Source organism: Nannocystis punicea (genome assembly GCF_026965555.1).
Classification (GTDB): Bacteria; Myxococcota_A; Polyangia; order Nannocystales; family Nannocystaceae; genus Nannocystis; species Nannocystis punicea.
On the sequence record NZ_CP114040.1, the window covers coordinates 5,900,931 to 5,922,271 of the forward strand.

General features: G+C 70.1%; 20 protein-coding genes. 9 read left to right on the forward strand and 11 right to left on the reverse strand.

Annotated elements, in window-relative coordinates:
- Nucleotides 1–183: 183 nt before the first annotated feature.
- The 7 genes from atpC to O0S08_RS22780 form a co-directional block, all read right to left on the reverse strand.
- On the reverse strand, nucleotides 184–603 hold the full coding sequence (atpC, locus tag O0S08_RS22750; protein ID WP_269041322.1) for an ATP synthase F1 subunit epsilon: 420 nt from the start codon (nucleotides 601–603) through the stop codon (nucleotides 184–186).
- Between the two features lie 20 nt (nucleotides 604–623).
- Entirely contained in the window at nucleotides 624–2,249 is a 1,626-nt protein-coding gene (gene atpD / locus O0S08_RS22755; RefSeq protein ID WP_269041323.1) for a F0F1 ATP synthase subunit beta, read from the reverse strand.
- A 78-nt stretch (nucleotides 2,250–2,327) separates the two neighbouring features.
- On the reverse strand, nucleotides 2,328–3,254 hold the full coding sequence (gene atpG, locus O0S08_RS22760) for an ATP synthase F1 subunit gamma (protein WP_269041324.1): 927 nt from the start codon (nucleotides 3,252–3,254) through the stop codon (nucleotides 2,328–2,330).
- Between the two features lies 1 nt (nucleotide 3,255).
- Complete coding sequence (atpA, locus tag O0S08_RS22765) at nucleotides 3,256–4,794, reverse strand: F0F1 ATP synthase subunit alpha (RefSeq protein WP_269041325.1); 1,539 nt, start codon at nucleotides 4,792–4,794, stop codon at nucleotides 3,256–3,258.
- A gap of 82 nt (nucleotides 4,795–4,876) precedes the next feature.
- Nucleotides 4,877–5,428 carry an ATP synthase F1 subunit delta gene (gene atpH / locus O0S08_RS22770; RefSeq protein ID WP_269041326.1) on the reverse strand — a complete coding sequence of 184 codons (552 nt, stop codon included), beginning with the start codon at nucleotides 5,426–5,428 and terminating at the stop codon, nucleotides 4,877–4,879.
- Nucleotides 5,429–5,486: 58 nt separating this feature from the next.
- Nucleotides 5,487–6,185 (reverse strand): F0F1 ATP synthase subunit B, encoded by a 699-nt coding sequence (locus tag O0S08_RS22775; protein ID WP_269041327.1) that lies wholly within the window; start codon nucleotides 6,183–6,185, stop codon nucleotides 5,487–5,489.
- 2 nt (nucleotides 6,186–6,187) lie between these two features.
- Nucleotides 6,188–6,649: a F0F1 ATP synthase subunit B gene (locus O0S08_RS22780; RefSeq protein ID WP_269041328.1), complete on the reverse strand. Its 462-nt coding sequence runs from the start codon at nucleotides 6,647–6,649 to the stop codon at nucleotides 6,188–6,190.
- A gap of 511 nt (nucleotides 6,650–7,160) precedes the next feature.
- Between O0S08_RS22780 and O0S08_RS22785 the strand changes: the two genes are divergently transcribed.
- The 4 genes from O0S08_RS22785 (at nucleotide 7,161) to O0S08_RS22800 (ending at nucleotide 11,948) form a co-directional block, all read left to right on the forward strand.
- Nucleotides 7,161–8,195 (forward strand): FHA domain-containing protein, encoded by a 1,035-nt coding sequence (locus tag O0S08_RS22785; protein ID WP_269041329.1) that lies wholly within the window; start codon nucleotides 7,161–7,163, stop codon nucleotides 8,193–8,195.
- A gap of 281 nt (nucleotides 8,196–8,476) precedes the next feature.
- Nucleotides 8,477–9,250, forward strand: a complete 774-nt coding sequence (locus O0S08_RS22790) for a succinate dehydrogenase cytochrome b subunit (protein ID WP_269041330.1) — start codon at nucleotides 8,477–8,479, stop codon at nucleotides 9,248–9,250.
- 24 nt (nucleotides 9,251–9,274) lie between these two features.
- Nucleotides 9,275–11,188, forward strand: a complete 1,914-nt coding sequence (locus O0S08_RS22795; RefSeq protein WP_269041331.1) for a fumarate reductase/succinate dehydrogenase flavoprotein subunit — start codon at nucleotides 9,275–9,277, stop codon at nucleotides 11,186–11,188.
- A gap of 13 nt (nucleotides 11,189–11,201) precedes the next feature.
- Entirely contained in the window at nucleotides 11,202–11,948 is a 747-nt protein-coding gene (locus tag O0S08_RS22800; RefSeq protein ID WP_269041332.1) for a succinate dehydrogenase/fumarate reductase iron-sulfur subunit, read from the forward strand.
- A gap of 58 nt (nucleotides 11,949–12,006) precedes the next feature.
- Here O0S08_RS22800 and O0S08_RS22805 read toward each other — a convergent pair whose 3' ends face one another.
- The gene (locus tag O0S08_RS22805; protein ID WP_269041333.1) at nucleotides 12,007–12,678 is read right to left on the reverse strand and encodes a hypothetical protein; all 672 of its coding nucleotides are present in this window, start codon (nucleotides 12,676–12,678) and stop codon (nucleotides 12,007–12,009) included.
- 95 nt (nucleotides 12,679–12,773) lie between these two features.
- On the opposite strand from O0S08_RS22805, the gene O0S08_RS22810 reads away from it, so the two are divergent.
- The 4 genes from O0S08_RS22810 to O0S08_RS22825 all read left to right on the forward strand — a co-directional run bounded on the left by O0S08_RS22810 (nucleotide 12,774) and on the right by O0S08_RS22825 (nucleotide 16,580).
- Nucleotides 12,774–12,998 (forward strand): hypothetical protein, encoded by a 225-nt coding sequence (locus O0S08_RS22810; protein WP_269041334.1) that lies wholly within the window; start codon nucleotides 12,774–12,776, stop codon nucleotides 12,996–12,998.
- A 62-nt stretch (nucleotides 12,999–13,060) separates the two neighbouring features.
- A complete protein-coding gene (locus O0S08_RS22815; RefSeq protein WP_269041335.1) occupies nucleotides 13,061–14,356 on the forward strand; it encodes an FHA and sigma-54 interaction domain-containing protein in 1,296 nt (431 codons plus the stop codon).
- Between the two features lie 324 nt (nucleotides 14,357–14,680).
- Complete coding sequence (locus tag O0S08_RS22820) at nucleotides 14,681–15,898, forward strand: choice-of-anchor L domain-containing protein (protein ID WP_269041336.1); 1,218 nt, start codon at nucleotides 14,681–14,683, stop codon at nucleotides 15,896–15,898.
- 124 nt (nucleotides 15,899–16,022) lie between these two features.
- On the forward strand, nucleotides 16,023–16,580 hold the full coding sequence (locus tag O0S08_RS22825; RefSeq protein ID WP_269041337.1) for a tellurite resistance TerB family protein: 558 nt from the start codon (nucleotides 16,023–16,025) through the stop codon (nucleotides 16,578–16,580).
- 164 nt (nucleotides 16,581–16,744) lie between these two features.
- Here the strand turns inward: O0S08_RS22825 and O0S08_RS22830 are convergent, their stop codons facing one another.
- The 3 genes from O0S08_RS22830 to O0S08_RS22840 all read right to left on the reverse strand — a co-directional run bounded on the left by O0S08_RS22830 (nucleotide 16,745) and on the right by O0S08_RS22840 (nucleotide 19,788).
- Nucleotides 16,745–18,385 (reverse strand): FHA domain-containing protein, encoded by a 1,641-nt coding sequence (locus tag O0S08_RS22830; protein ID WP_269041338.1) that lies wholly within the window; start codon nucleotides 18,383–18,385, stop codon nucleotides 16,745–16,747.
- Between the two features lie 81 nt (nucleotides 18,386–18,466).
- On the reverse strand, nucleotides 18,467–18,991 hold the full coding sequence (locus O0S08_RS22835) for a cytochrome c-type biogenesis protein (protein ID WP_269041339.1): 525 nt from the start codon (nucleotides 18,989–18,991) through the stop codon (nucleotides 18,467–18,469).
- A 2-nt stretch (nucleotides 18,992–18,993) separates the two neighbouring features.
- On the reverse strand, nucleotides 18,994–19,788 hold the full coding sequence (locus O0S08_RS22840) for a hypothetical protein (protein WP_269041340.1): 795 nt from the start codon (nucleotides 19,786–19,788) through the stop codon (nucleotides 18,994–18,996).
- A 599-nt stretch (nucleotides 19,789–20,387) separates the two neighbouring features.
- Here O0S08_RS22840 and O0S08_RS22845 point away from each other — a divergent pair.
- Nucleotides 20,388–21,209, forward strand: coding sequence for a peroxiredoxin (locus O0S08_RS22845; protein ID WP_269041341.1), 822 nt, complete (start codon nucleotides 20,388–20,390; stop codon nucleotides 21,207–21,209).
- The last annotated feature ends 132 nt before the right edge of the window (nucleotides 21,210–21,341 follow it).

The following is a 21,341-nucleotide window of genomic DNA, read 5'->3' on the forward strand; positions in this document are numbered from 1 at the left end:
GACGGCCAACTTCCGACCCCCCGAGCGTCGAAGGCACCGGGGCAATGCAGCTGCGGCGCGAGAGAGCGGTCGTCGTTGCGTCCGCGAGTCACCACTCGCGCCCGCCGCTCGAGAGCTCGAACGCGAAGAGACCGCGGCGAGTCGCCTCGCGCGCGGTCTCTTCAGTGAGCTCCGGCGGGAGCCTCAGGGCTGGGTCGCGCGGATCTGGGCCTCGAGCCAGCCCTGCTCCGTGACCAGCTTGCGGTGCTCGGCCGCGTCGATCGAGCCGAGGTCGTGCGACAGGTCGGCCTGGACGCGCTTGAGGTCCTCGCGCGCCTTGTTGGCGTCGATCTCGGACACCTCGAGCGCGCGCTCGACGAGGATGACCACGCGGTTGTCGCGGGTGACCTCGAGGAAGCCGGCGCCGACGGCGATCCGGACCGACTCGGCGCCGTTGCGGAAGCGGACCACGCCGGGCACGACGGGCGTGATGAACGGGACGTGCTCCGGCAGGACGCCGAGCTCGCCGAGGAGGCCGGGGACTTCGACCCCGGGGACCACCACGCCGTGGCGCTTGGGGCCCAGCGGCGTGAGGATGTCGAGCTGAATGGTGGTCTCGGCCATGACGGTGGACTACTCCCCGCTCAGCCGGCGGCCTTGGCCTTCTTGGCCTCGTCCTCGGCCAGGCGCTTGGCCTTGGCGATCACGTCGTTGATGCCGCCGACCATGTAGAAGGCGTCCTCGGGCAGGGCGTCGTGCTTGCCCTCGACGATCTCGCGGAAGCTCTGGATCGTGTCGGAGAGCTCGACCTGGACGCCGTCGTTGCCGGTGAACACCTTGGCGACGTCGAACGGCTGGCTGAGGAACTTCTGGATCTTGCGCGCGCGGGCGACGGTGAGCTTGTCCTCTTCCGAGAGCTCGTCCATGCCGAGGATCTTGATGATGTCCTGCAGCTCCTTGTACTTCTGCAGCACCTGCTGGACCTTGCGCGCGGTCTCGTAGTGGTCCTTGCCGACGACCTCGGGAGTGAGGATCGTGCTCGTCGAGTCGAGCGGGTCGACGGCCGGGTAGATGCCGATCTCGGTCAGCGCGCGGCTGAGCACCGTGGTCGCGTCGAGGTGGATGAACGCGGTCGCCGGCGCCGGGTCGGTGAGGTCGTCGGCGGGCACGTAGATCGCCTGCACCGAGGTGATCGAGCCCTTGCTGGTCGTCGTGATGCGCTCCTGCAGGCCGCCCATCTCGGTCGCCAGGGTCGGCTGGTAACCGACCGCGCTGGGGATACGACCGAGGAGCGCCGACACCTCGGAGCCCGCCTGCGTGAAGCGGAAGATGTTGTCGATGAAGAGCATCAGGTCCTGGCCCATCTCGTCGCGGAAGTACTCCGCCTGGGCCAGGGCGCTGAGGGCCACGCGGGCGCGGGCGCCCGGCGGCTCGTTCATCTGGCCGTAGACCAGCGCCACCTTGCTCTGGTCGTTGTGGACCTTGTTGACCTTGCGGGTCTTGTGGTCCCAGTCGGCCTTGATGACCTCGGACTCCATCATCTCGAAGTACAGGTCGTTGCCCTCGCGGGTGCGCTCGCCGACGCCCGCGAACACCGAGTAGCCGCCGAACTTCTTGCCGACGTTGTTGATGAGCTCCATCAGGAGCACCGTCTTGCCGACGCCGGCGCCGCCGAACAGGCCGATCTTGCCGCCGCGGCGGTAGGGCGCGAGCAGGTCGATGACCTTGATGCCGGTGACCAGCACCTCCGCCTTGGTGCTCTGCTCGGTGAACGGCGGGGCAGCGCGGTGGATCGGGCGGAACTCGGTCGCGTCGATCGGGCCCTGCTCGTCGACCGGCTCGCCGGTGACGTTCATGATGCGGCCCAGCACGCCCTTGCCGACCGGCATCATGATCGGCTTGCCGGTGTCGCGGACGTCCATCCCGCGGACCAGGCCGTCGGTGGTGTCCATGGCGATCGTGCGGACCGTGCGCTCGCCGAGGTGCTGCGCGACCTCGAGGGTCAGGTTGTCCGCTGCGTCGTTGATGCGCGGGTTGGTGACCTTGAGCGCCGTGGTCACCTCGGGCAACGAGCCCGAGAACTCGACGTCGACCACGGGGCCGATGACCTGCGTGATCTTGCCGGTGTTGACGCCGGGGGTCGCGCTCTGCGGCGGGGTGCCGCTGGCCGGCTTGGCGCCGCCGAGGAAGGACGCGGGGGTGTTGAAGATGCTGGCCTTACCCAGGGGGTTGGACGGCGGGTTGGACGGCGGAGGCGGCAGATTCGACATGGTGCTCCGAAAGGCGGCCCGGCGGGCCGAGAAGACTGGCGGAAGTTCGAGCGGCGCTCGGCCCCTTCGGGCTCGAGTCTAGCCCTTGAGGGCCTCGGCGCCGCCGATGATCTCCATGAGTTCCTTGGTGATCGCGGCCTGGCGCTCACGGTTGTAGAACAGGGTCAGCTCGCGGATGAGCTGGGTCGCGTTGTCGGACGCCGAGTCCATCGCGGTGCGACGGGCGGCGACCTCGCCGGCGATCGAGTTGAAGAACGCCTGTTGCAACCGCGACTCGACCGCGATCGGCAGCAGGTGCCCGAGCAGCGCGTCGCGCCCGGGCTCGAGCACCGGCAGGACGCGCTCGTCGTTGACGATCTCGCGCGACTCGAACGGCAGCAGCTGCTCGACCTTCGGCTGCTGCGTCAGCACGTTCTTGAAGTAGTTGTAGGCGAAGTAGACCCGGTCGACCTGCGGCAGCTCGGTGTCGCCGCCCTCCTTGCCGCCGGTGAACATCGCCATGACCTCGGCCGCGACCATCTTGGCCTTGACGACGAGGTCGCCGAGCGTCGGCGCGTCGTGGTGACGGACGATCTTCTGCCCGCTGTGCTGGAAGAAGCTGCGGCCCTTCTTGCCGACCGTCAGCAGCACGACGTCGTTGCCGCTCTCGCGCTCCTTGCGGATGAAGTTGAGCACCGCGCGGTTGAGGTTGGCGTTGAAGCCGCCCGCCAGGCCGCGATCGGCGGTGATGTGCACGATCACGACGCGACCGTTGCCGCTGCGCTTGAGCAGCAGCGGGTGCGCCGCGCCGGCCTCGCCGCCGTCGCCCTCGCCCTCCCCGCTGCCGAGGCTGGCCACCAGCGAGCCGACCACCTGGTCGAGGCGCTCGCCGTACGGCCGCGCCCCCATCGCCGCCTGCTGCGCCTTCACCAGGCGCGCCGCGGCGATTCGGCTCATCGCCGAGGTGATCTTGCGGGTGTTCTTGACCGTCGTGATCCGGCCACGGATCTCCTTCAGGTTGGCCATGTCATGCCTTCTGCTTGCGCGCGGGGTCGCGGAGGTACTCGGCCTTGAAGGTCTTGATCGCCGACTCGAGCAGGTTGTCGAGCTCGACCAGCTCCGGCTTGCTGGAAGCCTTGTTGGCGTGGTCGATCACGTCGGCGCGGTGGTCCTTGATCCACGCGTGGAGCTTGCGCTCGAACTCGCGGACCTCGGACAGATCGAGGTCGTCGAGGAAGCCGCGGGTGCCGGCGAAGATCGAGATGACCTGCTGGGCGACCGAGAGCGGCTGGTACTGGTCCTGCTTGAGCAGCTCGGTGAGCCGCTGGCCGCGGGCCAGGGTGTCGCGCGTGGCCTTGTCGAGGTCGGACGCGAACTGCGAGAACGCGGCGAGCTCGCGGTACTGCGCGAGGTAGAGGCGCAGCGGACCGGCGTAGCGGCGCATCGCCGCGACCTGGGCCGCGCCGCCGACGCGCGACACCGAGATGCCGACGTTCACCGCGGGACGGATGCCCTGGTAGAAGAGGTTCGACTCGAGGAAGATCTGGCCGTCGGTGATCGAGATGACGTTGGTCGGGATGTACGCCGACACGTCACCGGCCTGGGTCTCGATGATCGGCAGCGCCGTCAGCGAGCCCGCGCCCTCGGCCTCCGACAGCTTGCACGCGCGCTCGAGCAGGCGGCTGTGGAGGTAGAACACGTCGCCCGGGTACGCCTCGCGGCCCGGCGGGCGGCGCAGCAGCAGCGACAGCTGACGGTACGCCACCGCCTGCTTCGACAGGTCGTCGTACACCAGCAGCGCGTGGCCGCCGCGGTCGCGGAAGAACTCGCCCATGGTGACGCCGGTGTACGGCGCCAGGAACTGCAGCGGCGCCGACTCCGACGCGGTCGCGGCGACGACGATGGTGTAGTCCATCGCGCCCTCGCGGCGCAGGCGGTCCACGACCATGGCGACGGTCGACTGCTTCTGACCGATCGCCACGTACACGCAGACCATGTTCTGGCCCTTCTGGTTGATGATCGTGTCGATCGCGATCGCGGTCTTGCCGGTCTGGCGGTCGCCGATGATGAGCTCGCGCTGGCCGCGGCCGATCGGGATCATCGAGTCGATCGCCTTGAGGCCGGTCTGCATCGGCTCGTGCACGCTCTTGCGGGTGATGATGCCGGGGGCCTTGACCTCGACGACCTTCATCTCGACGCCGGTGAGCGGCGCGCCGCCGTCGATCGGCTCGCCGATCGCGTTGACCACGCGGCCGATCAGCGCCTCGCCGACCGGCACGCTCATGATCTGCTTGGTGCGCTTGACGACGTCGCCCTCTTTGATGAGCTGGTCGTTGCCGAGGAGCGCGACGCCGACGTTGCCCTCCTCGAGGTTCAGGATCATGCCCTTCACGCCGTGGGGGAACTCGAGCAACTCGCCGGCCATCGCCTGGTCGAGGCCGTACACGCGGGCGATGCCGTCGCCCACCGTCAGGACGGTGCCGGTCTCCTCGACGGAGACCTTGGTCTCGTAGCCCTGGATCTGCTCCTTGATGATGCGGCTGATCTCGTCGGCTCTGATATCCATGGTGCGCTCGCGCGGTCCGCCGGGGCGGCTGGACCTGAAGTTGGGATCGATGGGGTGACGGGTTCGCGGGAGAAGCCGGAGGCTAGCCGCGGAGGGAGGTGCGGAGGTTGCCGAGCTGGGTCTTCAGGCTGCCGTCGTAGACGACGCTGCCGACCTGGGTGACGACGCCGCCGATGAGCTCGGGGTCGACGGCGGACTCGATGAGGATGGTCTTGCCGGTGGCGCGCTCGAGCGCCGCCTTGATCTTGTTGACCGCGTCGGCCGGGAGCGGCCGCGCCGAGGTCAGCTTGGCGTGCACGCGCCCGGACAGCGCGTCCGACATCTCGGCGTACTGGTGGGCGATCTGCGTCGCGCCGTTGATGCGGCCGCGCTCGAACACGAACAGCAGGAACTTGGCCACGGTCGCGTCGAGCGCCATCCGCTCGAGCACCTTCTGCAGGATCGCGCGCCGCTCGGTCACCAGGTACGCGCCCGACTCGAGCACGTCCAGCAGCGACGGCTTGCCGGCCTCGCTCTGCGTGGCGACGCGGACGAAGCTGGCGATGTCGCGGCCGAAGATCTCGCGCTGGATCGGCGTGTCCGCGAGCTGGAGGAGCGCGCGGGCGTAACGACGGGCAAGGCTGCCGGGGATCATGTGAGCTCGTCCTGGAGTGGTTTCGGTGTCGGGGCTCGAAGGCCGAAGAATGGGCCGGTCACGCGGCCGGGCGGCCGTTCACGACCTCGACCGCGTAGTCGTCGACCAGGCGGGCCTGGTCGGCGTCGGTGAAGCGGGAGCGCAGGATCTCCTCGGCCCGGGCGATCGCCCGGTCGAGGACCTCGTTCTCGACCGCCTGCTTGCGCACCGCGACCTCGCGCTGCGCCGCCGCGATGGCCTGCGTCTTGAAGCGCTCGACCTCGGCGCGCGCCTCGGTGAGCAGCCGCTGGCGATCGGTCTCGGCGCCGACGCGGGCCTGCTCGAGGATCTCGCGCGTCTCCTGGTCAAGGCGGTCGACCCGCCGCTTGTAGTCGGTCAGCACCGACTCGGCCTCGGCCATCGCCTGCTGCGCCGCGGTGACCTGGGTCTTGATCGCGTCGTGGCGGGCCGCGTTGTCGGCGACCAGCTTGCGGATGATGAGCCGGTGCAGCAGGAACGCCAGCACCAGGAAGTTGATGAGGAGGTACGCCAGGCCGACCCGGTGATCCTCGGGGCTGGGCCAGTTGAACCAGGTGATCCCGGCGTGGTGGCCCCCGTGCTCGACGGCCTTCACGGCCCCGGCGGCGGCCTCGGCGGCCTCGTGGCCGACCGGCTCGTGGCCGGCGGGCGACGCCGACGCCACCTGGCCGATCAGACAGATGAACGAACCAACGGCGAGGCTGGTGAAGGCATGAACCTGATGAAGCGAGCGACGCACGGTCACACCGTCCTCCCGAGTAGCTTGGTGGCGATGTCCTGGGCCAGCTCTTCGACCCGGGTCGCCAGGGTGGTACGCGCCGCCTCGGCCTCGCTGGCCAGGCGCTCGCGCTGGGCCTCGGACTCGCTGCCCGCGGCGGCGCGCGCCTCGGCGAGCTGGCGCTGGCGCTCGGCCTCGCTGCCCTTCACAGCGTCGGAGCGGATCCCGGCGGCCCGGGCGCGGGCCTCGGCCAGCCGGGTGTCGTAGCGACGCCCCTCCTCGTCGGCGCGGGCCCGGAGATCGGTCGCAGCCGCGGTGGTCCCGGTGATCGCCTGTTCGCGCCGTGCCTGCGTGGCGAGCCACGGCTTGAACAGCAGCGGATAGAGGATCGCCATCAACAGGAGAAAGATGCCTGCCTGGATGAAGATCGTGCCGTCGATGTCGACGACGGGAGCGGCTGCTGCGGCGAAGAGAGTTGCGTGCATGGGGCCGTGAGCTTGTTCGGGGGGCCGCCCGCGGGCCGTGAGGCTGGCGGAGCGGAGCGATGCGGGGCGCTGGCTCAGGCGCGGCCGGGACCGCCGGGGGGGCCGCAAGTCCTTCGGCCCGAGAGTTTCCGGCGGCTTTGGCGAGCGCGCTGGCAGATCCGAGAAGCGGCGGGCATCTACCACGCGAGATGCGGGTGGTCAACGGACGCGAGCTCACATGCGAGCGCCGTGTCGCACGGCCTTGCACGCCGCCCTGGGGCCATACCCAGACCTTTCGATCGTCCCTTGGGACAGGTCTGGACGGCGCTCTTGCATCGTGCGCATAAACCGTCGCGAGACGTGAGAATTGTGGGGCCACGGGCGTCGGAGCCGGCGCACCTCGGACCCTGTCGCGGGGCCTCGCCCGCTCGGCTGTTTCCGCCCGCGGGCGTGCCCCGCCAGGCGCCTGAAGCCGCCCGGCGGCGACAATTTGCATAGCGCTCGCGGCCACCGTCGCTTACGCTGCTGGTCCGTGAGCAGCAAACGGCCCGACCCGTACGACCGCGCGATGAGCCCCCTGGCCGCGGACGACGACGAGAGTGATCGCGATATCGACGCCGATCTGCGCGGCGACACCCGGCCGATCGACCTCATCGACGTATTCGGGCGGGCTCGCGGGGTAGTCGCCGAGATGGTCCGCAGCACGCCGACCGGTGACACCCTGGTGGTCGTCACCAACGAGCTCGGCTTTCCGGTCGGCCAGCGCGCCATCCGTCGGCCCGAGAGCCTACCCTACGCCCTCGTATTCGGCCGCCATAACCGCTGTACCCTATCCATTCCGCACGACTCCCGCGTCAGCCTGCGCCACATCCTGCTCACCGCGTGGCCCGGCCAGGGTGCCCTGCGTCTGCGGGGCTATGACCTCGGCGGTCGCGCCGGCATCGTCCTCGCCGACGGCAAGCGCGTGCCCGGCTTCTCGGCGCTCGGCCACGTCGCGCTGTCGTTCGGGCGCACCGGTCTGGTCGTGCTGCCCGGCGGTCCCGCGGGCCTGTCGTTGCTCGAGGGCACCACAGATCAGGCCTTTCAGCGCCTTACCGGTATCGACCGCGACGGCGGCGGCATCCGCCTCGCCATCTCGGCGATGGCCGAGCCCAGCGTGGCGCAGCTCGGCGGCTATCGCCCGATCGACGTCGACGCCCGCCCGCAGCCGCGCGGCATCCTGCGCCTACGCTCGCTCAAGTCGAAGTCACAGCGCGGGGCCGAGGCCTCGCGCGAGCTCGAGGTCGACAGCGAGCAGCTGCAGCGCGGCCTCCTCATCGGCCGCTACAGCGACCGCTGTTCGCTCGCGGGCTCGGGTCGCAACCTGTCCCGCGTCCACGCGCTGGTCACCGAGGAGGGCCCCAACTCGCTCCTCGTCTACGATCTCGCCAGCACCAACGGCGTGCGCCCCGGCCACGAGACCGAGGGCCCGTCGCACAGCGTCGTCCGCCTCCGCCACAACGAGCCGGTCATGCTCGGCCACTTCGAGCTGAGCTGGACCCCGGCCGAACGCATCCGAGTGCACTGACGCGAAGGCCTCCGGCGGTCGCCGAGTCGGCGCCCCCTCGCCTGCCCGTCGCGCGGATCCGGGCGATTTTGCCGCTGCACCCCGTTCTGCGGCGGCGACGTCCGCGGCTTTGCTACGGCCCTCGCCGGCGGTCCGCGCGGTGCGCTGGCGCTTGCGCATGCACACGACCGCAGACCGCGCTTTGACGGAGCCAACGCCGTGCGACTGTGCTATCTGCCCCTTGCGTCCAGGCCCGGAACGGCCTTCCGCCGCGACCTGGTCGCCCTCAACCGGACAATCCCATGACAGACGCGAAGCGGCCCGGACGCCTGAGCACCCTCGCCCGATCCACGATTGGCGCCAAGATCGTCATGGCGACGACCGGCGTGATCCTGGTCGGTTTCCTCGTCGTGCACATGCTCGGCAACCTGCAGATTTATCTCGGGCCCGACACCATGAATCACTACGCGCAGACGCTCAAGGGCACGCCTGCGCTGCTCTGGGGCGTGCGCGCCGTCCTGCTCGTCGGCCTCGTGCTGCACGTGTTCGCGGCCATCCGGCTCAAGGGGCTCAACACGGCCGCCCGTCCGCAGGAGTACGCGGTGCCGCGGCGCTACCGCGTCACCAGCAGCGCCGCCCGCTTCATGCTGCTGAGCGGCGCCGTGGTCCTGGCGTTCATCGTCTACCACCTGCTGCACTTCACCGTCGGCGTCACCAACCCGGCCGACTTCAACCTGCACGAGGTGCTCGACGTCGCCACGCAGACGTGGGTGCGCAACGACAACGAGCAGCTGCTGGCCAAGCTCCCGCCGGAGATGGTCCGCCACGACGTCTACAGCATGTTCGTGCGCGGCTTCACCAACCCGCTGATCGCCGGCACCTACGTCGTCGCCCAGCTGCTGCTGGCGATGCACCTCAGCCACGCGGTCGCAAGCATGTTGCACACCCTCGGCCTGTCCAAGGGGACAGCCGCGCGCGAGCGCAACATCAACATCGGCCGGGCCATCGCCGCCGTCGTCGTGCTCGGCAACCTCTCCTTCCCGATCGCCGTCCAGGCCGGCCTCGTCCACCTCTAACGCCCCTCGCTCCACCGCACCGCCATGGATCTCAACGCCAAAATCCCGGACGGCCCGATCGAGGGCAAGTGGGACCGTCACCGCTTCGAGATGAAGCTGGTGAACCCCGCCAACAAGCGCAAGTACAACATCATCGTCGTCGGCACCGGCCTCGCGGGCGCGTCGGCGGCGGCCAGCCTGGCCGAGCTCGGCTACAACGTCGACTGCTTCTGCTTCCAGGACAGCCCGCGCCGGGCCCACAGCATCGCCGCGCAGGGCGGCATCAACGCCGCCAAGAACTACCAGAACGACGGCGACAGCATCTACCGCCTGTTCTACGACACGGTGAAGGGCGGCGACTTCCGCGCGCGCGAGGCCAACGTCTACCGGCTCGCGCAGATCAGCGTGAACATCATCGACCAGTGCGTCGCCCAGGGCGTCCCGTTCGCCCGTGAGTACGGCGGCCTGCTGTCCAACCGCTCCTTCGGCGGCGCCCAGGTCTCGCGCACCTTCTACGCCCGCGGCCAGACCGGCCAGCAGCTGCTGCTCGGCGCCTACCAGGCGCTCGAGCGCCAGATCGGCGCCGGCAAGGTCAAGATGTACGCGCGCCACGAAATGCTCGACCTGGTCGTCATCGACGGCGTGGCCCGCGGCATCATCACCCGCGACCTCGTCACCGGCGAGACGCGCGGGTGGGTCGGCGACGCGGTGGTCCTGGCCACCGGCGGCTACGGCAACGTCTTCTACCTGTCGACCAACGCCAAGGGCAGCAACGTCACCGCCACCTACCGCGCCTACAAGCGCGGCGCCGGGTTCGGCAATCCCTGCTTCACGCAGATCCACCCGACCTGCATCCCGGTCAGCGGCGACTACCAGTCGAAGCTCACCCTGATGTCCGAGTCGCTGCGCAACGACGGCCGCGTGTGGGTGCCCAAGCAGAAGGGCGACACCCGCCGCCCCGAGCAGATCCCCGAGGACGAGCGCGACTACTACCTCGAGCGCCGCTACCCCAGCTTCGGCAACCTCGTCCCCCGCGACGTCGCCTCGCGCGCGGCCAAGGCCGTGTGCGACGAGGGCCGCGGCGTCGGCCCGAGCAAGATGGCGGTCTACCTCGACTTCGCCGACGCCGTCCGCCGCCTCGGCCAGAACGTGGTCGCCGATCGCTACGGCAACCTGTTCGAGATGTACGAGCGGATCACCGGCGAAGATCCTTACAAGACGCCGATGCGGATCTTCCCCGCCGTCCACTACACGATGGGCGGCCTGTGGGTCGACTACAACCTCATGAGCACGGTCCCCGGCCTGCACGTGCTCGGCGAGGCCAACTTCTCCGACCACGGCGCCAACCGCCTCGGCGCCAGCGCGCTGATGCAGGGCCTGGCCGACGGCTACTTCATCATCCCGTACACCATCGGCAACTACCTCGCGCAGGCCAAGCTGCCCAAGATCACGGTCGAGCACCCCGAGGTCCAGCGCTGCCTCGCCGGCGTGCGCGCGCAGACGACCCGCCTGCTCGGCATCAAGGGCCGGACCACCGTCGACGAGTTCCACCGCGAGCTCGGCCTCGTCATGTGGGACTACTGCGGCATGGGCCGCACCGCCGAGGGCCTCAAGATCGCGCTGCAGAAGATCCCCGAGATCCGGGCCCGCTTCTGGTCGGACGTCGCGGTCCCCGGCGCCAACGAGGAGCTCAACCCGTGGCTCGAGAAGGCCGGCCGCGTCGCCGACTTCCTCGAGTTCGGCGAGCTCATGTGCCTCGACGCGCTCGAGCGCAACGAGTCGTGCGGCGGCCACTTCCGCGAGGAGTACCAGACGCCCGACGGCGAGGCGCTGCGCGACGACGCCAACTACTCGTACGCCGCGGTGTGGGAGTACACCGGCGAGGGCAGCGCGCCGCGCCTCAACAAGGAGCCGCTCGAGTTCAAGAACGTCAAGCTCGCGACCCGGAGCTACGCCTGATATGTCGAAGACGATGACCCTCACCCTGCAGATCTGGCGCCAGCGGAGCGCCAACACGCCCGGGTCGATGCAGACCTACAAGCTCGAGGGTGTGAACGAGCACATGTCGTTCCTCGAGATGCTCGACGTGCTAAACGCCAAGCTGACGAAGGATGGCCAGGACCCGGTCGCCTTCGACCACGACTGCCGCGAGGGCATCTGCGGCTCGTGCTCGATGGTGATCGACGGCCGCCCGCACGGCCCGCGCAAGGGCACCACCGCGTGCCAGCTGCACATGCGCACCTACAAGGACGGCGACACCATCACGATCGAGCCGTGGCGCGCCAAGGCGTTCCCGGTGATCAAGGATCTGGTGGTCGACCGCAGCTCGTTCGACCGCATCGTCGCCGCCGGCGGCTTCGTGTCCGTCAACACCGGCGTCACCGTCGACGCCAACGCCACCCCGATCGGCAAGAAGAACGCCGACGAGGCGATGGACTACGCCGCCTGCATCGGCTGCGGCGCCTGCGTGGCCGCCTGCCCCAACGCCGCGGCGATGCTGTTCACCGGCGCCAAGGTCGGCCACCTCGTCAAGCTGCCGCAGGGCCAGGTCGAGCGCCGCGGCCGCGTGCTGCGCATGGTCGAGCAGATGGACCACGAGGGCTTCGGCGCCTGCACCAACCACCGCGAGTGCTCCGAGGCGTGCCCCAAGGAGATCAGCTTCGACGCGATCGAGCTGCTCAACCGCGAGTACATGCGCGCCCAGGTCACGAACGACTGAGCCCGAGGTTCTCGAGCGAGACGCGGCCGCGGGGTCTCCCGCCGGCCGCGTCGTCGTTTCAACAGCTCGGGTAGCCGTCCATGCCCGGATCGGGCGGCGGGTCGCAGGTCTTGAAGCTGTCCGGGAAGCACCCGCTGGGCAACTGGTAGGTGTTCTGCCCCTTGCACACCGTGGTGATCGCGTCGTCGCAGCCCATCTGCGGCAGGCAGCCGAGGAAGCTGAGCGGATCGTTGAGGCACCAGATCGCGCCGTCGAACTCGAACGCCTGGCCCTCGATGGGCATGCAGCCGAGCATGACGCACTCGTCCTTGGTCAGCGCCGCCTCGCAGTCGACCGGCTCGGCCGTGGTCCCGGGCACCTCGCCGGTCGACGTCGAGGTCGAGCCGCCCGAGCCGCCCTGGCTCTCCTGACCTGTCTCCGAGGACATGCCCTCCGTCTCGTTGCCGGAGCCGCCGCCGCCCTGGGTCTCGCCGTCGCTCATGCTGCCGCTGATGTCGGTCGTGCCGGTCCCCGACGCGCTCATGCCCCCCTCGGTCGGCTCCGTCTCCGACATCGAGCCGGACATCGACCCCTCGCTCGTCGGCTCCGAGCCCTCGCTCGTGCCCTGGCTCTGGCTGTTCGAGTTGGAGGCCGAATTCGTGTCGCCGCCGCTGTCTCCGCACGCCGCCAGCGCCGCCGTCAGCACGACCGCACCTGCGAGCACCCCATGTTTAAGCCACGTGTTGCGCACGAACGCAGGCTACGCGGAGCCTCCGGGCCCGTCAAACCGGCCCCGGCAGCGCGCCCGTGTTGTCGCCGGCGTGCGTCTTCGTCACACTCGCGCGCGTGACGATCTTCTACTGGGACTACTACGGTCCGGACGCCGAGGGCACCGCGCGTCACTTCCTCGTTCACCTCGGCGAGTACATCGTCCGCGCCGGCGTGCCCGACTGTGAACGCGGCGTCGAGTCGACGCGCGCGGGCCACTGCGCCGTGTGGTGCAAGGCTCCCGACGACGCGCGCGAGGCCATGTTGCGCCTGCGTCCGCGCCGCGCCGCCCCCGCGCCTTGAAGCGCCGCAACAATTTTTCGCGCGCGCTGCAAAACATGGGCGGCTCGCACCGACCTACTCGTGTGCAAGCGTCCTCCGAAGTCACCACCCTCCACCTCCAACCGCGCTCGGCCGCGCCGGCCCGCGCCCTCGCCCTCGACCTCGACCGCGCGGGCGGCCCCGTGGCGCTCGACCCGGCCCGCATCATCCTCGTCGGCAGCGCGCCCTCGGCCGACCTGCGGATCGGCGATCCCACCGTCTCCGCCCGTCACGCGCGGATCGGCGGCGACGCGCGCGGCATGATGATCGAGGACCTCGGCTCGACCAACGGCACCTACGTCGACGGCGTCCGGGTCCAGCGCGCCTGGCTCGCGCCGGGCGTGCGCCTCGGCCTCGGCGGCTTTCAGGCCACCGTCGTCGCCCAGGGCGTCGCCCCGCGGCCGCGCCTGCCCAACCCGCCCGGCATGATCGGCAGCTCGGCTGTCTTTCAGGACATGCTCGCTCGCCTGCGCAAGTTCGCCGGCCTCGCCCAGGCCGTGCTCCTCCGCGGCGAGACCGGCACCGGCAAGGAGCTGGCCGCGCGGGCCCTGCACGTCGAGGGTCCGCGAGCCGCCGGCCCGTTCGTCGCCGTCAACTGCGGCGCCATCCCCGAGGGTCTGTTCGAGAGCGAGCTGTTCGGCCACGTGCGCGGGGCCTTCACCGGCGCCGCGCGGGCCCACGTCGGCGCGTTCGTCCGCGCCCACCGGGGCACCCTCTTCCTCGACGAGATCGCGGAGCTCCCGCTGGGACTCCAGGCCAAGCTGCTGCGCGTGCTCGAGACGCGCCGCGTCGTCCCCGTCGGCGGCGAGCAGGAGCAGGCGATCGACGTCCGCGTCGTCTCGGCCACGCACCAGCCGATGGAGCGCCTCGTCGCCGAGGGCCGGTTCCGCAGCGACCTCTACCACCGCCTCGGCGTCCTCGCGGTCGATGTCCCCGGCCTCGCCGAAAGGCCGGGCGACATCCCCGAGCTCCTGGCCCACTTCGCCGCCGAGCTGGCCGCCGAGTTCGGCCGCCCCGTCCGCCTCACCGAGCAGGGCCTCCGGGCCGCCGTGCTCCGCCGCTTCCCCGGCAACATCCGCGAGCTCCGCAACGTCCTCCTGCGCGCCGCCGCCGTCCACGACGGCCCGCTCGGCCCGCTCGAGCTGTTCCCCGCCGGGCCCTCGGCGCTCGCCTCCGGCCCCGCCGACGCGCTCCCCGTCCCGCGCGGCACCTACGCGGCCATGCACCGCCGCATGCTCGAGCTGGTGGTGCGCGAGGCCGGATCGATCCGCAAGGCCGCCGCGCAGCTCGACGTCCCGCGCTCGACCCTGTGCGCCTGGCTCAAGGACGAGGCCGCGTGAACGTCCTGCCTTTTCGCACATGTCCTCGGCGACATGCTCGAAAGAACATCCACGCCCCACCGCTCGCCGCCGGTTGCGAGCAGGGAGACGTCGTCGCGACCTGGAGTTGATCGGACCGTCCCACATGTCGTGAGTCCGATCACCTCATCCCCGATGCCTCCGCAGGCGGTTTTGCCCCTCGCGGTGAATACCTGCCAAACAGCGCTTTGGAGCATTCTGGCGCCTTGGGGGCGGCTGCCGTCCATGGGCCCGTGGACCAGCCTGAGCCGCCTCGTCGCGGATTTTGGTTGTTGGCGCTCCGGGCGACCCGGGTACCGTGGCTTCATGCGGAAATTGAGCCTCAACGTTGTTCTTGCCGGCCTCACGGGGATGAGCGCCCTCACCGCCTGTGAGAGCAAGGATGCTGGAGATTCGGCGACCACGTTACCTGGCGGCTCCGGGATCCTCACGCTCCCCACGACCCTGCCGAGCGGCGGCGAGAGCGACGGCGGCGGCACCAGCGAGACGGGCGGGACGGACGGCGCGACCGACGGGGTCACCAGCGAGCCCGTGACCACGACCAGCCCCGGCACCGCCGGCCCGAAGTTCGACCTCGCGGCCTCGCCCGACGGCGGCATGGCCGACACGGGCGTCGAGCCGTGCGACAACCCCAACGACCCTGGTTGCATGTGCAGCATTCCCGACCACGTGCCGTGCGACAACGGGACCCAGGATCCCTTCCTCGCCATGGGCCTCAACTGTCCGGGCGAGCTGCAGGTCACGGCCACCAAGTCGGGCTCCCCGGGGGCGATCGGCGTCCGCTACGTGTTCGGTCAGGGCGGCACCTTCAACCCGCGCGAAGGGGCCTCCTACGCCGTCATCGGCAGCGGCCTGGTCTCGGACCTCAACAATCAGACCCCGAATTTCGACGACAACGAGGGCCCCACGCACTGCAACGACGACGTCGGCAACTTCGACCCCGGCAACAACCTGCCCCCGCCGCTGCGCACCAACGACGTCGGCGGCGACTGCACGCAGAACCCCGCGCTGCTCGGCAGCGGCGACTGCTCGAACACCATCCAGGGTCAGTTCCAGCAGTTCGGCGCCAACGACTACACCGAGCTGCGCTTCGTCATGCAGGTGCCGCCCGACGTGACCTCGTTCAGCTACGACTTCGCGTTCTTCTCGGTCGAGTACCCCTTCTACTACCAGTCGCCCTACAACGACATGTACATCGGCTGGCTCGAGTCGGAGAAGTGGACCGGCAACATCTCGTTCGACCAGCAGGGCAACCCGATCTCGCTGAACGCCGGCTTCCTCGAGTTCAAGGACGACCCCACCGGTCAGAACCCGATCCCGCAGTTCCAGAACACCTGCATGCGTCAGCACGCCGGCACGAACTGGCTGCAGACCACCGCCGGCGTCAGCCCGGGCGAGACGATCACGGTCGTGTTCGCCATCATGGACATCAGCGACTCGATCCTCGACAGCTACGTGTTCCTCGACAACTTCAAGTGGGGCTGCGAGCCGACCGGCAAGCCCACCACCATGCCTCCGGGCTGATCGGCGTCCGCATCGCCGCAAGCCCGCCCCGCTCCGGCCGGCTCAGCCGGGCGCTCGCTCGCGCCCTGGCGTGTCGGCCGGATCCAATTGACAAGCTGTGGGCCCCTGGTAGCGTCCCAGGCGCATGTCCGTCACGCCCAGCGACAACGAAGACGCGTACTTCCAGCAGCGCGAGCGGGAGCTCCGCGAGCAGCTCCGCGAGCAGCTCGACAAGGCTGCCGGCGAGCTCCGCGACGACCGCGCCAACGACCAGCTCTCGCTGTCCGACCGGATCGCCGCTCTCGGCTTCACCGGCGACAAGCTCAAGGTGTTCGACCTCCTGCCGCTCATCCACGTCGCGTGGGCCGACGGCTCGGTCAGCCGCAAGGAGCGGACCGCCATCCTCGACGTCCTCCACGGCCGCGGCGTCCTGCCCGGCACCGAGGCGTTCCGCACCATCGAGAGCCTGCTCGAGGAGCGCCCGTCGCAGACCTTCCTCGACCAGACGCTCGCCGTGCTCAAGGAGGCCGTCGGCGGCGCCCGGGCCGCCAACATCGTCGACCTCTGCGTCCAGGTGGCCGGCGCCAGCGGCGGCTTCCTCAACATGGGCACCGTCTCCGACGAGGAGCGCGCCCTGATCGAGAAGATCGCCGGCCAGCTCGGCGGCGCCGCCGTCGCCGAGTTCAACAAGCAGCTCGGCTGAGCCAGCCCGCCCTGTCGACCCGCGGCGCAGCTCGCCCGAGCCGCTCCGCGGGTCTTTCGCGCCCTGGCGCGGCTGACCTGTCCATCAGGACAGGCCCGTTCGGACATGCGACAAAGGCCATGTCCAGGAGGACATGGCCCGAGCGACATGGCCTCTCGGCCCGCTCAGCCGCGCAGCAGCCGCTGCGGCACCTCGCCGCCCTGGTTGATCATCTTGCGCAGCACCTGCTGCAGCGCCGGCGTGTCCTTGAACTCGGTCGCGCCGTCCTCGGACTTGGTGGTGACGAACAGCTGGCGGTACTCGATGCTGCTGTCGGCCCGGGTGTCGGGCTCGATGATCTCGATCACCTGCATCGACTCGAGGTTGACCCCGCTGTTGAGGCGGATGACCACGTCGATCGCGTGGGCCAGCGACAGGGTCAGGCCCTGCACCGCGCCGCCCGAGGCGGTCCCGAGCGCGGCCAGGCGCGACAGCGCGTGGGCGGTGTTGATACCCCACAGCGACACCACGGCCCCGCGGCTCGCCCCCGCCAGCGCGTCGATCACCGCGGCGGCGTCCTGGTGGCTGCACTGCTGCGAGATCAGCAGGTCGAGCCCGCCGCGCAGCAGGACCCCGAGGACCGGCCCGAGCTCGAGCTTGTCGTTGGCCTCGGTCAAGCGGCGCACCGGGACCCAGCCCTTGCGCGAGCTGCCGAGCCGGCCGGAGTCGGAGATGCACGCGACGCGCAGCGACTCGGGGATCTCGCCGACCAGCGCGCGCATGAAGCGGTCGAGGTTGACCCCGCCGGAGGCGCACACCAGCACGCGGCGGCACGACTTGAGCGCCGCGACCAGGAACTCGCGCATGTCGGCCGAGAGCACGCCCTCCTGCACCAGCGCGGTCAGGTTGTTGGCGTCGGTGCGCATGCGCCGGAGGCTGATCACGTACTGGCGCGCCGGGTGCGGCGGCAGCAAGGCGTAGAGGTAGAAGCCGTGATCGACGATGCCCTCGATGATGTGGGCGCCCTCGACCCACAGGCCGCGTTTTTTGCACATGCGCTGCATCGCCATCAGCAGCGCGCGCTCGCCGGTGAAGCGCAGCTCGAGCCGCTCGCCGTTGCCGTCGTCGCGGACGATGTGGATCGGCGCGGTGCCGACGACCTGGATCTCGCGCACCGAGTCGTCGCGCATCAGGTCGCCGAGCGGACCCCACTCGAGGATCTCCCGCAGGATCCGCTCGCGGAACGGCCCGACGTCGACGGTCGCCTCGATCTGCTGCGAGTCGCGGAAGTCGGCCAGGATCCCGTCGACCAGCTCGATGACCTCCTTGCGCTCCTCCTCGCCGACCTCGCCCGAGGTCATCGGGTCGATCCGCGGCACCGCCTTCAGCAGCGTCTGGTGGATCTGCGCCGCCAGGCCGTCGAGGTACGTGCTCTCGACCCCGGCCGCGGCCACGCGCTGCGCCGACGTCACGAGCCCGGTGTCGTCCTGCTCGCGACGGCGCTTGTCGTCGGCCGACGACGGCACGAGGGCCGTGTCCTCGCCGTCGAGCATCAGGATGTAGTCGCCGACGTAGACGCGGTCGGTGCGACGGACCGTCCGCGGGCTCTGGACCTTGCGGCCGTTGAGGTAGGTGCCGTTGGTGCTCTCGAGGTCGACGACCTCGATGCGGCCGTCGACCTTGCGGAAGCACAGGTGATGCTTCGAGACATTGACGCGATCGAGCACGAGGTCGTTGTCGTCCTCGCGGCCGATCGAGAACTCCTCGCCTGCGAACGCGAATCGCTGGGTCTGGCCGCCCTTTTCGTGGACTACTACCGTCAGCACAGACCGCTCTTACCGCGGAGCCCTCGCCCGCTCAAGACCTGCAGCCGGGACAGTCGGCCCCGGCGGGCGCAGGCCGGCGTGCTAGAACTCGTCAACGCGGTCGAGCGCGTCGTCGAGAGCATCGATTTCGCGCTGCGAGGGGTTGCCGGGGCTCCCCGCGGCCCCCGAGGCGCGTCGGGCGGCGCCGGGCACCGCCACCGCGGCCGCGTCCGGCGAGGCCGCCGCCGCCGCCGTGCGCTGCGTCCCTCGCACCCAGCGACGGGCGGCGAAGAACAGCAGCGTCAACGCCACCAGCGCCCCGACGGCGGTGCCCCACACGAGCTCCGGCCGGCCGATGTAGCCGCGGATGTCGGGGAAACGCGCCACGAGGGTCTGCTCGATGTCCTCGCGCGACTGGCCGCTGCGCGCCTGGTCGAGGATCTGCGCCTCGAGCTTGCGCGCCTGCGGCGAGGGGCAGGTAGCGATCGTCCGCCCCGGGCAGTACGGCGACATCAGATCGTGGCTGAGCTCGAGCATCAGCGCCTCGGCGTCGGCGTCGGGGCGGGCGCTCGTGGCCGGTCCAGGCGCGGGGCCTGAACCCGGCGCCGAAGCTGGCGCGGCAGCCATGCTCAGTCCTCGCCCATGTTCAGCTTCTTGGTGCCGCGTCCGCCGCCGCCGACGTGCTTCACCTTGGCCTTGCCGGTGTTCTTGGGCGGGTTCAGGGCCGCCAGGCAGAACTTGTCGTGGGCTTCCTTCTGCTTCGGATCGTTGAGATCCGGCTTCGGCAGCGGCTCGTCGGTGATGTTCTTCAGGTACTTGGTGATCTTGTTCTCGATGATGAGCCAGTGGGCGTCGGCCTGGGCGACCGCGTTCTGGTCGTTGTTGTTGAACGCGTCGGGGTAGCCGTGCATCACCAGCTCGTGCGCCTCGAGGAAGTGGCCGATCAACTTCGACTTCTCGAGGATCCGCGGCTCGTTGGCGAACAGCCGCTGCTGCCACGTGTTCACCAGCGGGATGAAGTTCTGCTTGAACTGGTACCACTGCTCTTCGGTCGGGCTGCCCGGCTCCGCACCTGCGCCCTTGGCGCCCTCTTTCTTCATCTCGTCGCGGAAGCACTCGAGCTCGCCGAAGTAGTTGAGCATCTTCTTCAAGTTCGCCTTGTCGAACTTGTGCAGGTGCTTCTCGCCTTCGGGGTCCTTGCGGTCCCAGGCCTTGAATTCCTCGTCGCTCGGCGGCGGGAGACCTGCGGGCGGCCGCTTGATCTCCTTCTTCACGTAGCCGGCGTCTTCCAGGATCTTCTTCTCGGGGTCTTCAGCCAGCTTCTCGGCCAGGGTCTTCCCGTCGCCCCCGCAGCCGGAGCACATCAGCGACAGGGGGACGATCACGCTGGCCAGAACACCGAGGGACGATCGCAGTGCGGACATATCGAAGATCCTGAGCTCGGTCGCCACTTTAGCCGGCCGCCTGCGCCCGTGTAAAGCGCGGCGCCGGCGGTCCGCGCGGCCAGCGGCGGGAGCGGCCGCCAGGCCCCGCCGCGCCCGCCTGCAGGTGGAAGCGCCCGACACTCGCGGCCGCGCCTTTTCGCCGCACCGGCCGCGACCCGCCGCCGGGCCCTCGCGCGGGCCTCGTGCGGGCACCCGTGAGGAGGCTTGCGACCGCTCGGCGGCCGCGAATGGCTGCGGCTCGCAGCCGGATCTCTCCCACCCTCCGAGCACGCGTCGTCGCCTGCTCGACCGTCGGATCGGGACCTCGACATTCGCCGCGCCGCCCGGCGAAGCAGCGCCGGCACGCGGATCGATCCCTGCCTCGATCGACGAGATATCGCCTCGATCACCATCCGTACGCGACCTGTCCGATCGGACGGGACCTGCGCACGAGCGCGTGTGGCTGGCGACATTTCAGCGTTGCGACGGTCGAGCCGACAGGCGCCTCGACGCGGCGGCGACATCGTCGCCGCTGGTTGTTCTTTGATGCTGTGTCTGTAGACTCGCCGTGGCTGAACAACTCAACGCCACGGAGAGCCATGCCACCTCGCACTACCAGCGCTTCCAGCAAGAAGACCGCCAGCAAGAAAGCCCCCGCCAAGAAGGCCGCCAAGAAGGCCGCCCCGGCCCCGGCCGCTCCGGCCAAGAAGGCCGCCAAGAAGGCGGGCAAGAAGGCCGCCAAGGCCGCTCCGGCCAAGAAGGCGGGCAAGAAGGCCGCCAAGGCCGCCCCGGCCAAGAAGGCCGCCAAGGCCGCTCCGGCCAAGAAGGCGGGCAAGAAGGCCGCCAAGAAGACGGCCGCCAAGAAGGCCGCCAAGGCCGCTCCGGCCAAGAAGGCCGCCAAGCGGGCTCCGGCCAAGAAGGCAGCGCCGAGCCGCTCCGAAGAGGAGGAAGAAATAGGCCCTGCGCTGAAGCCCGGCGATCTCGCGCCGCCCTTCTCGCTCGCGGCGGACGACGGCAAGACCTACGCCCTGCGCGACTTGGCGGGGCAGCGGGCCGTCCTCTACTTCTACCCCCGCGACAACACCCCCGGATGCACCACGGAGGCGTGTGACTTCCGCGACCGTCAGGCCCGCTTCGCCGCTTCCGGCGTGACCGTGCTCGGCGTCAGCGGCGACAGCCTCGCCTCCCACGCCAGGTTCCGGTCCAAGTACGGCCTGAACTTCCCGCTGTTGTCCGACCCGGGGAACCAGGTCGCCACCGCCTACGGCGCCTACGGTGAGAAGCAGATGTACGGCCGCAAGGTCCAGGGCATCATCCGCAGCACCTTCGTGATCGGCCCCGACAGCCGCATCGAAGCCGTCCACAGCCCCGTCCGGGTCGCCGGCCACGCCGACGCCCTGCTCGCGGCTCTGCCCGCCTGACACGCCGCCCTCGGCGCGCAGCCCCGCCCGGGAAGCGCGTCCTCACCGAGGGCCGGCGTCCTGTCGGCTTCCTAGCCGAGGCCGCCGGCCCGGCGTCGTTCGACCTCTCGCGGCCTTCGCAGAGGTCGAGCC

What these genes read in the sequence shown, in the direction of transcription:
- atpC (WP_269041322.1), bottom strand. Translation starts at nt 603, where the DNA reads ATGGCCGAGACCACCATTCAGCTCGACATCCTCACGCCGCTGGGCCCC.
- atpD (WP_269041323.1), bottom strand. Translation starts at nt 2,249, where the DNA reads ATGTCGAATCTGCCGCCTCCGCCGTCCAACCCGCCGTCCAACCCCCTG.
- atpG (WP_269041324.1), bottom strand. Translation starts at nt 3,254, where the DNA reads ATGGCCAACCTGAAGGAGATCCGTGGCCGGATCACGACGGTCAAGAAC.
- atpA (WP_269041325.1), bottom strand. Translation starts at nt 4,794, where the DNA reads ATGGATATCAGAGCCGACGAGATCAGCCGCATCATCAAGGAGCAGATC.
- atpH (WP_269041326.1), bottom strand. Translation starts at nt 5,428, where the DNA reads ATGATCCCCGGCAGCCTTGCCCGTCGTTACGCCCGCGCGCTCCTCCAG.
- O0S08_RS22780 (WP_269041328.1), bottom strand. Translation starts at nt 6,649, where the DNA reads ATGCACGCAACTCTCTTCGCCGCAGCAGCCGCTCCCGTCGTCGACATC.
- O0S08_RS22790 (WP_269041330.1), top strand. Translation starts at nt 8,477, where the DNA reads ATGACAGACGCGAAGCGGCCCGGACGCCTGAGCACCCTCGCCCGATCC.
- O0S08_RS22795 (WP_269041331.1), top strand. Translation starts at nt 9,275, where the DNA reads ATGGATCTCAACGCCAAAATCCCGGACGGCCCGATCGAGGGCAAGTGG.
- O0S08_RS22800 (WP_269041332.1), top strand. Translation starts at nt 11,202, where the DNA reads ATGACCCTCACCCTGCAGATCTGGCGCCAGCGGAGCGCCAACACGCCC.
- O0S08_RS22820 (WP_269041336.1), top strand. Translation starts at nt 14,681, where the DNA reads ATGCGGAAATTGAGCCTCAACGTTGTTCTTGCCGGCCTCACGGGGATG.
- O0S08_RS22825 (WP_269041337.1), top strand. Translation starts at nt 16,023, where the DNA reads ATGTCCGTCACGCCCAGCGACAACGAAGACGCGTACTTCCAGCAGCGC.
- O0S08_RS22835 (WP_269041339.1), bottom strand. Translation starts at nt 18,991, where the DNA reads ATGGCTGCCGCGCCAGCTTCGGCGCCGGGTTCAGGCCCCGCGCCTGGA.
- O0S08_RS22840 (WP_269041340.1), bottom strand. Translation starts at nt 19,788, where the DNA reads ATGTCCGCACTGCGATCGTCCCTCGGTGTTCTGGCCAGCGTGATCGTC.
- O0S08_RS22845 (WP_269041341.1), top strand. Translation starts at nt 20,388, where the DNA reads ATGCCACCTCGCACTACCAGCGCTTCCAGCAAGAAGACCGCCAGCAAG.